Origin of the sequence: Promicromonospora sp. MEB111, assembly GCF_030209445.1 — a bacterium.
In the GTDB taxonomy this organism is placed as follows: Bacteria; Actinomycetota; Actinomycetes; order Actinomycetales; family Cellulomonadaceae; genus Promicromonospora.
Genome location: NZ_JARVSD010000004.1, coordinates 166,182 through 180,243, shown reverse-complemented (window position 1 = coordinate 180,243; position 14,062 = coordinate 166,182). Strand labels below are relative to the sequence as shown.

At 66.8% G+C, this 14,062-nt stretch carries 5 protein-coding genes; 2 read left to right on the top strand and 3 right to left on the bottom strand.

Annotated elements, in window-relative coordinates; all coding sequences use genetic code 11:
* Positions 1–238: 238 nt before the first annotated feature.
* The 3 genes from QRN56_RS04420 to QRN56_RS04410 form a co-directional block, all read right to left on the bottom strand.
* Positions 239–856, bottom strand: coding sequence for a hypothetical protein (locus tag QRN56_RS04420; RefSeq protein ID WP_285101488.1), 618 nt, complete (start codon positions 854–856; stop codon positions 239–241).
* Entirely contained in the window at positions 841–9,792 is an 8,952-nt protein-coding gene (locus QRN56_RS04415) for a polymorphic toxin-type HINT domain-containing protein (protein ID WP_285101486.1), read from the bottom strand. The genes QRN56_RS04420 and QRN56_RS04415 overlap by 16 nt, the downstream gene beginning before the upstream one ends.
* A 122-nt stretch (positions 9,793–9,914) precedes the next feature.
* Entirely contained in the window at positions 9,915–13,454 is a 3,540-nt protein-coding gene (locus QRN56_RS04410) for a LamG-like jellyroll fold domain-containing protein (RefSeq protein ID WP_285101484.1), read from the bottom strand.
* On the opposite strand from QRN56_RS04410, the gene QRN56_RS04405 reads away from it, so the two are divergent.
* Both QRN56_RS04405 and QRN56_RS04400 read left to right on the top strand, forming a co-directional pair.
* Entirely contained in the window at positions 13,442–13,726 is a 285-nt protein-coding gene (locus QRN56_RS04405) for a hypothetical protein (RefSeq protein ID WP_285101482.1), read from the top strand. The genes QRN56_RS04410 and QRN56_RS04405 overlap by 13 nt on opposite strands.
* A gap of 5 nt (positions 13,727–13,731) precedes the next feature.
* Entirely contained in the window at positions 13,732–13,998 is a 267-nt protein-coding gene (locus tag QRN56_RS04400; RefSeq protein ID WP_285101481.1) for a hypothetical protein, read from the top strand.
* Positions 13,999–14,062 lie beyond the last annotated feature (64 nt).

Here is a 14,062-nt window from a genome sequence, read left to right as displayed (position 1 = left end):
GGGTGGTGGTTGTGAGGTGGTCCGGTCAGCGAGATGCCCGTGGCACTTCCTTGGCCGTGCCTACGGGGTACCGGCACGTGCAGGCTGAGCTGGTCCGGTGGGGGTACGAGGGCGATGACGAGACGGTCCGCTCGAACATGCGTGAGATGGACCTGGTGTCGTGCCAGCTGCGCCTGTGTCGCCCGATCACCACGGTCCGTGGCTAGGTGTACATGCCGCGGACTCCGATCCGGGCACCCTACTCATATTGCCGCCAGGATCTGTCGAAAGCGGCAATCGCATTAAGCAGGCCCATATCAACAACCGAATCATCGGCTTTCAAGCCGTCCACAATGCGCCTTGCTGCTTGGAGTTTGCCACGCAAGGAAAAGGCAATAGCCACCTCAAGCCTTTGTGGCGCAGAAAGCGTAAAGTCGCCGTACCCACTCAAGAGTCGATCAATGGTCGAAAACTCGTAATAGAACGGCTCGCCGAACATCTCAAGGTCTCCGACAAGTCGATCCACTGTCGCGTCGATCTGACCCACATCGCTTAACATCCAGCGAGTAGCACCTGAACCACCGTCAATCTTCCTGATCAAGTGGATCAAATCAATGCCGACAGTCGCGGTGGCATTGCGGCCCACCCACCCAACCCCTTCGGCCACTTTCTTTATCTCCGAATAGTGGACCCCGACCTTCGGCAACGGGATGATACGACTTGCCTGCTGAATCACGTCGGCAACGAAACGATTGTGACACTCACCAACACGACGCTCATAGACCGTGACATCCATGAGGCGAAGCGCCGACCAACCACGTTCACGAAGCGCTGAACTGACACGCTCGTCCCAAGCCTCCACTAACAACTTGGACATTTCCAAAGCGAAACCTCCACGTCAAGTTTGATCGTCGATCCACGGGGAAATCCGATTCCCGCGAGTTTGTCAGTGCGCACCTCAGAACCAACCGTCGACAACTGTGGATATCCGACGTATTGGTTGTCCGTAAGACCTCCGTTGTTCGTCTTGACTTCGATCGCTTTAAGCACGCCATCCGGATCGCGTGCAACAAAATCGGCACGGAACTTGGTCCCGTCTGGGGCAAGAAACGTCACTTCACTCGCAATATCGGTGTATCCATCATTAATGAGCCGATCCAATTCCGCCATTTCTCCCAGATCACCGTGGGAATAGCCCGTTATTGGGCAATTATCGTTATGTACAAGGAGTGCGGACGATCTCTCATCCGCGGCAACATAGTACGTGTGGTCGACCGCGACAGTCAGGTTGTGGACGACGGCCTTGCGCTGGGAAACGGCGATGGCGGTGACCTGTACCCAGGTGCCAACCGAGGTTTGCAACCAGTCCCCGGCGGTCAGGTCGATCGCGTCGACCCACTCGCCAAGCTCGGGCGCCCAGAACGGGTGGGCGTCCGTAGCGACGATCTGCTGGGTGTCGCCGTCGGCGTCGGTCACGGTGAGCGTGGCGAGCGTCTTGTCACCCTCACCGCGGATCAGCGCGGTAACTACACGTCCTTCGGTCGGCTCGCCGGTTTCCTCGTCTGCAGCAAGCACCTTGTCGCCAAGTTCGACGTCTTCAATCGGCTTCAGCGTTGAGTCCGCAAGCAAGACGAGAGTTCCTGGCGCGAAACTGTTGCATGCAGGCGCCTTATCTGCGCCATGGAGCGGGGCAGTTTTCGGAAGCAGCCTCTTCGTCGTGACAGCTACAGCGGCCGTCGAAATTCCGTCTGCGATCAGCCCATTTGTGTCGCCAGCCGTGACCTTTTTTTCGAACTCGCTCTTTTCTGTGAAGGCATCCTTTCCGGCTTCATACGCACCCACACTGTCATGCAGAATCACACCACTGTAGAAACATGCCGTCCCCCAACTGCATGCGGAACCAATGTTGTAGACGACCTTGGCCCGCTCCTTAACACCGTTGACGATGCTGAGGAAATTGCTCTTGAGACCTGCCCAGATCTTGCCCGGGCTGACAGGATCCCAGGAGCCCGCGTCAGACTTACTAGAATTGACCGACCAATTCCCATTGGCGTTGACCGTGCACGCGTACCACCCACCAACACATTCTTCGGGCCGCATTCCTGATGGGTCCGAGTATGTGGCGGGGTTGTTGTTGGCGTAGGCGTAAGCGTTCCACTGCTGTGGATGGGTCAGGTCAATCACCGGATCCACGGTCAGGAACCGACCAGTGGTCTCGTCATACCATCGCGCCCCCACCAACGTCAGACCAGTGCCCTCATCTCGAACCTTGCCCAGGAACTCGTGGTCGCCCGGTGCCGAGACCCCACCGCGCTGCTCACCGAACGGCAGCGTGTAGTGCTTGTCCACGCTCGTAGTGGTCCAGTTGGTGTTGTGCACCGACGCCAACGGCGTGCCGTGCGGGTCATTGATCAGCGACGTCACACCACTGAGGCCGTTCGCGGTCCGCATCGCGACCGTCTGCCCGCCGAAGCTGTAGTAGCGCGCTCCGGTGACCGTGCCGTTGGCAACCTTGGTGATCTCCTGACCACCGAGATAGACCGTGATCGAGCCGTCCGGCGCGGTCCGCACGATGCGGTCCCCGTCAGCGGTGTACAGGTTGCGGCCGGCGGTCGTCGTTGTCGTGCCCGTGCCGCGGTCCGGGCCCATTCCTGAGGACTGGTCGCCGTCGGTGTCGTCGTCCCCGGACCCTGGGTCGGGTTCCGCGTAGACAGTAGTGGCGAGGCTGGTCGAGGCCAGCTCGGTCTCGTGGTCCCAGCCCAGCGACAGCTTGGTGGTCAGGTAGTCGCGGTCCTGGATCTGGGTCAGCGTCCGGCCCGCGTTGTCGTACGTGAACGTCGACGCCGTGGACCCGCTGGGCCCGTCGGTGGTGATCGACGTGACCGCGTGCGGCCCGGCGAACTCGCCCACGTCAGTAGAGTTGCCGTTTCCGTTGAGGTCACGGCTACCCGCGTAGGAGTAGTCCATCGTGGTGGTCTGCCCACCGTCGATGTCGCCGGCAAGGCCGCGAGTGCGGTAGATCTCGCTGGTGCGGTTGCCGAGCGCGTCGTACTCGAACGAGGTCCAGTACGGCGCGGCTCCGCCCAGTGCGGGGATCGACCTCGTCAGCCCGCAGTTGCCGGTCGCCGGGGTCCACGCCTCGGTCATACGGCGCAGAGAGTCGTACTGGTAGCACTGCCGGTCTGCTGCGCGGCCCGTAGCGGTGGGCCGGTCCTTGACCGACAGCACGTCCCCGGCGTCGTCGTACGCGTAGGTGAGATCGAGCTCGGTACCACCGATCCGTTCCCGATCCAGCTTCACGCGCTGCAGTCTGCTGGTACCCGTCTCGTACCCGTATGACACCACCGTGCCATAGGTGTTGCCGAGGTCGAGGTACGCCAGCCGGCCGAAGACGTCGGTGCGGCTGGACGCAACATACGTGCCCCACCCGAACCCGCCGCCCATCCACTCGGCGACGCTCGTTTCGTCGTCGTAGTGGGTGGTCACGGTCTCCTTGCGCAGACCGCCCGCAGCCGGGTACGTGGTCGACGCGAGCTGTCCGTCTGCGGTGTACGTGACCTTCTGCTCATACGTGCCCGTCAGACCGGCCATCTTGGTGGTGTTCGGGATGACGGTCGCCGTGCCGGTCCGCCGGTACGCCGCGTCGAAACCGGTTAGTGCGGTGACAAACTCTCCGCCGCCGTCAGCCGATGTCGCCACGCGGGTCGAGCTGGTGACCTGCCCCTTCGCAATGGGCGGGTTGGGACCCGCGTAGGACGTCAGGACGTCGTAGGTCCACTTGGCCCGGACCGCGCCAGTGGTCGAGTCCTGCCGGACGGCCGTGCGACGTCCGAGCTTGTCGTAGAAGTAGTAGAGCTTCTGGCCCGCGCCGTTGCTCACCGACGTGGTCTGGCCCGCGGCGTCGTACTCGGTGACCGTCTTGCCGGCGTCCGGATCGACTGCCTCGATCTGCCGGCCGAGCTTGTCGTACTTGTACGTCCAGGTGTTGTCCTCGGTGTCCAGCACCGAGGACAGCCGCCCGGCCTTGTCGTAGCGGTACCGGGTGGTCTGCTCGTCCAGGTCCAGCACGCCGGCCAGCGTGCGAACCGCCGCATGCTCGACCGGGTCGCGCAGGAACTGGCTCAGCGCGACGGTCCGACCCCGGGCGTCGACCACGGTCTGGGTCGGGGTCGCGCCATCCGGAGGGATGACCGTGGTCGTGGCACCGTCGTAGTACGTGGTGGTGCGCCACTGCTCGTAGGCCGGGTTCATGATCGTCCCCGTGAACAGGGCCTCGGTCCGGACCCGCCCCAGGCCGTCGTACGTGTAGACCGTGGTGGCGTCCGGCTGCACGGCCGCGCCCACGAGGGTCGTACTCGGGTTGCCGGTCGCGAACCAGCCGGAGGTGACGAACGAGACCCGCCCGTTGGCGTCGTACTCCGTGTCCGTGACGATCCGGCCGTGGGTGGCCTCGTCGTCCCCGTCCAGGGACTCCGTCTGCGTCTGGACCGGACGGAGCAGACCGTCGTACAGGGCAACCGACGTGTGATAGCTGGTGCCGTCTGCAGCGAGCGTCTTGGTGGTCACCGTGTTCACGCCGTTGCGCGAAGTCGAGTACGCGTAGGTGACGTTCGCCGACTTGCCCTCGCGGTCCGGGTACGTCACGGAGAGCAGACGACCGGCGGCGTCGTAGGTCGCCGTCGTGGGGCGAAGGTTCGGGTCGCTCACCGTGGTCGGGACGCCGAGCAGCGGGTGCAGCGTGGTGGTGGAGACGTGCTCGGTCAGGGTGACGCCGTCACCATCACCGTCGCCCGTACCGTCCGGGTCCGGGCTCGTCGTGGTCACCTGGGTGAGCACCCCGTTGGCCTCGGTGTACCCGGTCTTGGACACCCGCCCCAGCAGGTCCGTCGAGCTCGTCGTCCGGCCACGGGTGTCGTACGTGGTGACGACCCCCGGTGTGGCGTCGTTGAGCACGCCGTCCTTGTCGTTCGTCTGCACCTTGGTCGGCAGACCCTTCGAGGGCGGCGCCATGTGATCGAGCCCGTCATAGCTGATCCACGACTCACCGACCAGGTCGGCAGGCCTGGTGGCGTCGGCCCCGCAGCGCACGCTCACGGTCTCCGTCGACATAGGCGCCACGATGTGCTTGTCGCCGTTGATGACGTAGTCCGTCGTGGTGCACAAGTCGTCAGACGTGGTGTTGTCCTCGGCCGACTCGGAGAAGGCCCCGTAGTCGTCGACCTCGGTGACCTGACCGTTTGCGTCATAGTCCGTGTCAGTTCGCGTCACGTACTCAAGGGACCCGTCGGCCAGATACGAGGCGTTGTACGTGTCCACGCGGGTGGTCCGGGTGGCGACCAGGAGGTCGTCCGTCCCGGCGCTCCCTGTGCTCGCCGTTTGGGTAGCCTCGGGGATCGTAATGGTCTTGGAGACCTCCATCGACCCGTTGAGCACCGTGCTGACGACCGGCATCCCGGAGAAGCGCTCGTGGTCGATGACGTTGCGCGTCGTGATCGAGTCGACGGGAAGGTCGATCGACGCACCCGTGCCCTGCAGGTACTGGGTCCGGCTCTTCGCCGCGACCGAGCCCGTCCCGGTCGTGGTGGTCACGGTCTTGTACCCGCGGTTGACCGAGAACGTCCGGTCCTTCTTGGGCGTCAGGGGGTCGTCAATCCGTGCCCACTTGATGCCCTCGCTGTAGGCGTACGACGTGACGACGGGAAGGTCGAGCCCGCTCTCGCCCGGGGACTGGGTCACCTTGGACACCATGTAGGAGTGGAAGTACTCACTCCGGGGTTTGGGCATGCCCCACGGGTGCCACACCACGGGGAAGCACCGCGACGCGTTCGCCGACTGGTTCGCAATCGGAATGTAGCCCTGCGCGACGGCGGGGTGCGTGGCCGCAGTGCACTCGGTCGAGGTGTACTCGATCGAGATATTCGCACCTGTCTCGGTGGTGATCTCCGTGACCCGGACACGGTTCATGACCGGCAGCCCGTCAGCGACCGTGTCAGCCACCCGCCCCGGCAGCGGCCGCTCGCCGTCGAACCTGATCGGGGAGAAGACGACGTCGTCGGACGTCGCGCTGCTGGGACCGTTGGCGGTGCGCTTGATCGCGTCCAGCCAGAGGATGCGGCCCGTGCCGTCGCCCGGGTCACGCCACTTCTGGGTCAGCGCGACCGTGTCCTTGGCCGTCAGCGTGCCACCGACGTTGACCTTCGTCACCACGGTCGTGAGGCGCTTGGTCGAGAAGAACGCCGGGCTCCGCACGTCCGGACAGCTGGTGCTCGACGAGCACTCCAGGTCCACGGGCGTGTCGTGCCAGCGCACCGCGCCTGCGGTCGTCCCGCGGTCGGCGATCTCGCAGTCCGTCGCGGCCACCAGGCAACGCTCGGCAACAGCGAAGTCGACCAGGTTCGGGGACCCCGCACCGCCCGCGTCGACCGGTTCGGACCCGGCGCGCGTGCCGTAGCTGATCCAGTCGAGCGTCCCGCCACGTGTGTAGGACCGCGTGGCACCCGTGTTGTTGTTCGAGCCGTACCGGTTGGTCTCGCTCGCGTACCGGTAGGTCATCGTGTTGTCCGAGGTGTCGCGGACGTAGTCGAGGTTGAACCGCCAGCCCATCACGCGCCCGGAGTCCGCAAAGGCGGCCTTGTAGCCGGGCTCGTTCGGGTGGTTGGAGTACACCGGGACGGTCCAGCGCGAGTTCTGCGCCAGCGTGTCCCCGGAGTACCGCTCGTCCTTGCCGAAGAAGTAGGTCGTGCCGTCGGTCGTGGTGACCTTCCAGTACTCCCCGGCCCAGCCCGCATCGGTCTTGGCCGCGTCCCCGGTCGGACGCCCGTACTGCTGCACGAGCGTGCCGTCGTCGGACTCCGGACGCCACTCGATGGCGCCGGTCGTCGCGGCATCGTCGTCCTTCACGAGGGCAGACGACGTCCCGTTGAACACCAGGAACGCGTTGTCGCTGTCCCAGCACAGGTCACCCGTCTTGCGGGAGGAGTTGTTCGGCGACTGCCCGCCGACCTCGTCGCGGTCCTCGGAGCACGGCACATACCGGCGCTCCACGAACCCGCTGGTCATGTCCCACCCGTCCCCGACCCACGAGGACTGGTTGTTCGTGCTGGACACCCGCCCGTCCAGGGCGGCGCTCGAGTACCCGAGCGCGAGCTCCGGCGAGGGGCCGGCGGCCGGCGACGGGACCTGGATCGGGTACGACCAGCCCAGCGAGCCCGTAGCGCCGCTGACCGACCACGAGGACGCCGACGACAGCGGGGTGGCACCCCAGTCGCCGGCACCGGAGCTGGTGCCGGCCGTGACGGCGAACGTGTCGCCGCCACCCGCCGCGAGCGCGCTCGCCTGTGTCTCGACGGCGGCGCTCTTCGTCGAGTCGGCAGACTTCTCCGCGGTGACTCCGGCGGCGGCCGAGGTCCCGGCCGCGGCCAGGTCGAGCGTCGCGGTGACGGTGCCGGCCTCGACATCGTTCGTCGACTCGACCGGCGTGGGCGAGCACTCCTCCAGGTCCGGGGTCGTGGCGTGACACTCCGGGATGCGGACGATGCCGAGACGGCCGGACCAGTCGGCGCCCGCAAGGTCGGTGAACTCGTCGTAGTCCACCTGGACGTCCACCTGCCGCACGCCGCTGGCCGGCGGGGCCTCTGCCGAGGTGTCAGTGACGTCGAGAAGCACGCCGGAGATGCCGGCGCCGATGGCCGCGGCCTGGTCAGCAACCTCGACATGCACCTCAGAGGAAGCCTCGGGCGTACCGGCGGTCGGTGCCGGGGCGCCGATTTTCAGGTCGAGCCCGCCCAGCGCATTCTCTGGGACCACTGTCAGCGTCTCAGGCACGGGGAGCGTGGCCTCGGCGGCTTCCGGCGTGTCCTGCACGGGGACGAGAGCCGGGTCGGCAGTCGGCTCCGGCGGAGTCGACACCGGCACGGGTGTCGGCGTGGCGGCGTCCGGGGCCGCGTCGTCAGCGGCCTCCTTGGCCGGATCCAGGTTCTCCGTGCGTGCCGCCAGGTCGGCGCCCTCGGCGTCCGCCGAGGTGGCCGGAGGCTCGTACTCGACGGTGAGCTTGGCGTCGTGCCGGTACCGCTTCCACCCCTGCGTCATGTCGGTCTCGTTGAGGGCCGCGAGGCCCAGGCTGAGCGTGCCGGTGTCGGTCGAGGCCAGGTTCTTCACGCCGGCCGTCGCGTCGAGGTCAACCCACCCGGCGTTGTCGCACGCCTCCTTGTGCGCGACCGTCACACGGGACAGCTCCGTACCGAAGGGAGCAATGCCCCAAGTGTCCCAGGTGGACGCCGCGTCGATCGGCCTCGTGCTGAAGAGCCGCACGGTCCGTGCGGTGCAGTCCCAGCTGTGCTCACCGAAGACACTGAACGTGGCCGACGTGATGGCACCCGGTTCGAGGAGACCGAGGTGGTCGAGGCCGGTGAACTGCCAGCCCAGGCGGAACTTGATGGTCTCGTTGCATTCGGCGACTTCGCCGACGTCGCACAGGCCAAGCCCCTGGTTGCCCTCGAACATGTACCCGCTGGTCACGTCGGGCGTGCCCTCGTGGACCATGAGCCACTCGTTGCCCGCGGACGTCACGGTCGGGTCGATCAGCGCAGGAAAGACCGTGTCCGGATCCGAGAGCAGGAAGTCGCGGTCCGGGCGGATCCGCACACCGACCGTAGAGGGTTCGGTCGCGCCCGCGGCGCCGAATCCGCCTGCCGCGTCGAGCGACTCGCCGCCCACGGACAGCTCGCCGCCGGTCAGGTCCTCTCCCGGGGCGGAGCTCAGCGGGTCGCCTCCCGGTACGGCACCCGGCGTCGCACCGGTCTCGGTGTCCGTGGTGTGCCGAGCCCTGGCGGGGACCAGGTCCACCGGCATCGGAAGCTGCTGATCGCCGAGGAGCGGGGCCGTGGCCCGAGCTTCGGGGTCGGCGGCGTCCTCGTCACTGACCTGGTCCCATCGGGATGCTCGGGTGGGCCCGGCCGTGTCCTGGGTCGCAGGCGTGCCGCTCATGCTGAACAGCCCGGACGTGCCGGTGTCTGCCGGGGCGTCCCCGGAGGCCGCGGAGTCCCACATCTTCGGCTGCGGCGCGCGGAAGATCGGCTGCCCGAAGGCGTCGACGACGTCGAACCCGCCCGCGGCGCTCTGCGTGACCGTCAGGCCGGGCGAGGTGGTGACAGGGAAGGTGAGCTCGTCCAGGCCGAGCTTTCGGTCAGCACGCTTGGCGGCGGAGCGGTCTGCCAGCCGCAGCGCCGTCGAGATGCCGGTGCCGTCGGGGTTGATGGTGACGACCAGATCGGCGCCCTCGCCCGCGACGGCGGGATAGGTGACCGACTCACCCTCGACCACGGGCTCCGTCAGGTCGAACGGGCTGTCGTAGGTCAGCGTGTGACCGTCGCGGTTGATCGTCGCCAGCGGTACACCGGCGGTTCCGTCCGAGAGCGTGATCGGATAGACCGGTGCCGAGACCGACAACGTCCCGTCGCCCGGCGTCGGGTCGGTGATCCGGTTCGAGACCGGACCCCAGGTGCCGCTGACCGCGGTACGCGTCGCAGTGGCGGTGACCTCCTGGGTCACGGTGCCGTTCTCGGTCGCGGTGAACGTCGACCACGGCGATCGAGCAGAGGCGATCTCGACGTCCTGCCCACAGGACTGCGCCAGATCGAGCGCGGTGTCCTGATCGGGCGCCGTTGCGGTCGAGGCTGACGTCAGAGCCTGGCACTCGACACCCACGATCGGGCCGACGGCGAGCGCCGGCTGGCCAACGAGGGCAAGTGCAAGGCCGCTCGCGACGGCGACCGCGCCCGTACGCCGCGCACCGGCTCGCCAAGCGGATCTCATCGTCCGCGCGGTCCTGAGGGTCACTGCGGCCACACCGCCACCCACACGTCCACCCAACCCGGTCACTCGTGTTCCCATCTGGTTCGTCAGTCGCCGCTTGCCGCCACTTGCTGCTCGGGCGGTCACTGGCCCGACTCCTCGATCGACTTGTCGCCCACCGTCGGGTCGAGGGCCGGAAGCCCCGACACGAAGTCGGTGCTGTCGGCGCCCTGGCAGAGCCGCCGAACCTTGTTCTCAGCGATGACCGTTCCTTCGAACACACGCACGTTGTCGATCTCACCGTCGAAGAAGTGAGCAGCTTCGTCGTTCCACATGCCACGTCCGATGACGGTCGCGCCTGTCGCGCGCCACATCGACGTCACGGTCGCCGTGGAATCGCTCCGGATCGGGTTCGCGGGTGCGGGGTTCTCCGGTGTTCCGATCGGACACACCCACAGGGACGCCTTGCCCGTGTCCTTGTTCCACGAGCCCGTCAGGTGCACCCACTCACCCGGGGTATAGGTGACCGCGGAGGACTGGGTGGCGCGCACGATCCCCGAGTTGAGAGCGTCTGTCTGGTACAGGTTGAACGACCAGCAGCCGCCATCGGTCCTGCACGATCCCCACCACATCAAGGCGAAAGGCGACTGGATAGTGCCGTTCTGGGAGATCACGATGTCATGGCCCGTGAGGTCCGCGTCCTGCGGAAGCCGCACATGAGCCGACACGACAAAGCTCTTGCTCGTGTCGATGCCCGCGCCAACGGTCGCGGCCCGGTCGTCCACGCCGTCAAGGGACAGCGCCTTGTCTCCGGTTCGCGATCCGAACAGTTCGTGCGGGCCGGCCACCCACGCCGGCGCGGTGCCGAGACCGTCGTCCTTGAGCGCCAGAGGTTCCTTGACCGTGACCCAAGACCCGTCCGCCACGCTGGTGCCGGTGCCTTCGTCCATCCGCCAGATGTGTGACTCCTGGGGAGCAGCAATGTCGATGAAGAACGCCGACATGTCAGAGATGTTGCCGGCACGGTCGACGGATCGGACGTACACCGTCGCAGGCCCCGGCTTGGTCGGCGTGAAGGACACCACCGCTGTCCCCGCCGACGAGGTCGCGACCGACTTGGGCGTCGCAGTGTCCGTGAAGCCGTACTTGAACCGGACCACGTCCTTGGAGCCCGCCCAGCCGAACCGGAACTTGCCGGTCAGCCCGATGCCTCCGGCCTCGATGTTCTCGTTGGTGTACACCGCCTCGACACCTTCACCGCTCGTCACGGCGTAGATGTTCGGCTTCTCGGGCTTGGTGATGTCCACGGTGAACTCGCACCATTTCGACCACCCGCCCTCTCGCCCGGTCGAGTCCTTGGCCAGGACACGCCACTTGTAGACGACGTTGGAGAACAGCTCGTTGTCCGGCACCTGGATCTTGTGGGTGCGCGCCGAGGCCAGGTATGACGACATGTAGGCGCCCCACACCTGGATACCGTTGTCGACCCGGAAGATCTGGAACCGTGCCTTGGTGGCGTTGCCGTCCGGGTCACGGATGAACGCGGACAACCTCGGCATGGTCGTGCGCAGCACCGGACGGTCCGCGCCCGTCTTGCAGGAGTAGTCCTCCTTGCTGTGCCATGTTGTCAGGCTCGACGGGATCCCGGGGGCTCGGTTGTAGGTGACGGACAGCGTCGCGCGTGGGCTGGTGCTGCCGTTGCCGTCGTTGCGGCCGATGTACCGCTTCCAGCCGACCATCGTGGACTCGTTCGCCGACCGGACACCGAGAGTGAGCGAGGACCAGTTCGACGACGCGACCTTCTTCGCGCCGGCCGTGACGTCGAACCCGACCGATCGCACCATCCCGGAGCAACCCGTGCGGTGCGTCACCAGCTCACCGGCAAGGCGCGTCGACCAGGACCCACGGTTGTTCCACGTCGTCGCGCTACTGACCGCGTTCGAGCCGGTCTGGTACACCCAGACACCTGTCTTGTCGCAGTTGTAGGAGAAGGTGGCGTTGATGTTGAAGACCGCCTTCGTCACGTCCGCGGACGCCAGGCTCCCCACTCCGCCCAGGCCGCCGAACTCGTAGAGGATCCGGTGAGTACTGGTCAGGCCGCACTGATAGCCGGCGTACGGGTCGGGCGCCAGGCAACGACCGACACCTGCGTCACCGTCGAACTGGTACGAGGAGGCGCTGTCCGGCCAGGCGCTGCGCACAGCCGTGACCTCGGACAGCGTTCCGGAGACGGCCAGGGCCGCGAACATCGGGAAGGCCGTCGTCTCGTCCTCTGCCGCAGCCACGATCGCGGCACCGACAGTTCCCTCTGTGGTGTCCCCGCCGTCGTCGGTGGGCACCTCGACCACCGCGCCGGGGGTCAACGGACCCGTGACCGGATCCGTCTGGTCGGCCGTGGTCGAGGCGGAGGGAGTGGCTGTCTCCGAGATCGCCGCACGTCCTGCGGTTGCCGCGGCGGGCTCCTCCGCAGGCGCCTCGGAGGTCCAGACCAGCGGACGGGACGACCGGAACACCTCGGGGTCATCACCGTCGGCATCGGGCTCAGCCGCGTGCGGATCGGTGACAGTGAAGGCACCGTGCTCGCGTGCGATCTCGAGGCCGGCTCCCGAGGCGTCCTTGGCGCTCACACCGAAGCCGAGATCGGCATCGAGCTCAGCGACGTGCGGGTTACGTGCCGCCGCCTCGTTCGCGAAGCGCAGCACCTGGCTGAACCCAGACCCGTCGGTGTTCACCGCGACGACCAGGTCGACGCCGGACGGCTCGCCGCCGGTTGACATGACGTCCGGGTACACGATCCGGTCACCTTCGACGGCCGGGTCGGTCAGCTCGAACGGTGCCTCGACGTCCACCACCTGGCCGTCCGCCGAGGTCATCCGCGCGAGGACGTCCGGCTCCGAGGTGGCCTCGTCGCCACCCGCGGAGAAGCTCATGGCCACCGCGGGAGCGGCAGGACTCAGGCGGCCGGACTCGTCCTCGGCCACTGCGGTCTCGATCGGCTCGAACACGCCGTCGCCATCGGCGTCGGACGCGTCCGCACTGCTCCCGATCTCCAGCCGCACCTGTCCCGACGGCTGCCCGAACGACGACTGCCAGGGCGTCTTCTCGTCGAGCGCCTCGACCTCGTGACCGCAGCGGGCGGCCGTCGCCAGCGCCACAGTCAGCGTCGGTTCCTCGACCGGGCACTCCTGGACGGGCTCGTCCCCCATCGCGGCCAGCATGCCGTCCGCGGCCCCGGTCGCGACGAGGGCGGAGGCACCTGTCGCCAGGACCACCAGCGCCGTCACCGCCGCCACCGCACTACCCGCGCGCGTCCGGAGACCCCGTGCCGCACGTCCCCACACTGTCGCCGCCGACCGGCGCACACCACCCAGGTCCGGAATATCCACAGAGAGGAGGTTATGGGCGAGAATCACCACTATTTGACCAAACAGCGGGTGATCTTTTCGATCACGTGACGAGGTTCGCCCCGGTGACCGGGTGCGACGCGACCCGCCGCCCGACCGGGACGGCGGCTTCCAGCCGTACCGACACCTTTGACCGACTACCCTTCGTCGACCTCGGCAACACCTACGGCACCGTCGCGCTACCGACCGAGGGCGATCGTCGCCGAGCGATCGCCAGCCTTGCCAAGTAACCTTGCCAACAAGTAATCTTGTGGATGGAGAGGTCAGTGGGGAAGGCACAGGGGTGGGATGCGGCGTTTGAGGCCGACGACATCGAGGAGCCGGTCATCCTTGAGCCGGCGCACCGGCATGGCGTCGCTGAGGAGGACATCCTGCACGCGTTGCGGTTCGAGCTGCATCACGTGGTTCAGGAGGACGGCATGGTGATGTTCGTCGGACCAGACCAGCAGGGCGTGTTGATCGAGGTCGGGGTCCTGGAGTGGTTCGGGCTCCTCGCAGTCGCTCATGCGATGCGCCCTGCCCGGGAGAAGTACCTGCGACGGAGGAAATGAATCAGATGCGACGAAACCTGGAAGCGCTGATCGCCAACGCTGATGCCCTTGCCGATCAGCTTGAGTCCTACGAGCCCAAGCCGGAAGACTTTGACGCGCCCGTTCCGCCGTTGATGGCGGTCAAGCTCGCAGCGTTCAAGCGGGACGCGGCCGAACGTGACCTGGCCAAGGCGGTGGAGGCTGCCCGCGAGCAAAAGGTGTCCTGGCGCAAACTCGGTGAAGCCATCGGTACCACCGGGGAGGCAGTCCGCCAGCGTTACTCCCACGCCTGACCGGCAGCACGGAGCAGCGGTCGAACAGATCTCACCGCCCGACCACTGCTCGCACGCGCCACCA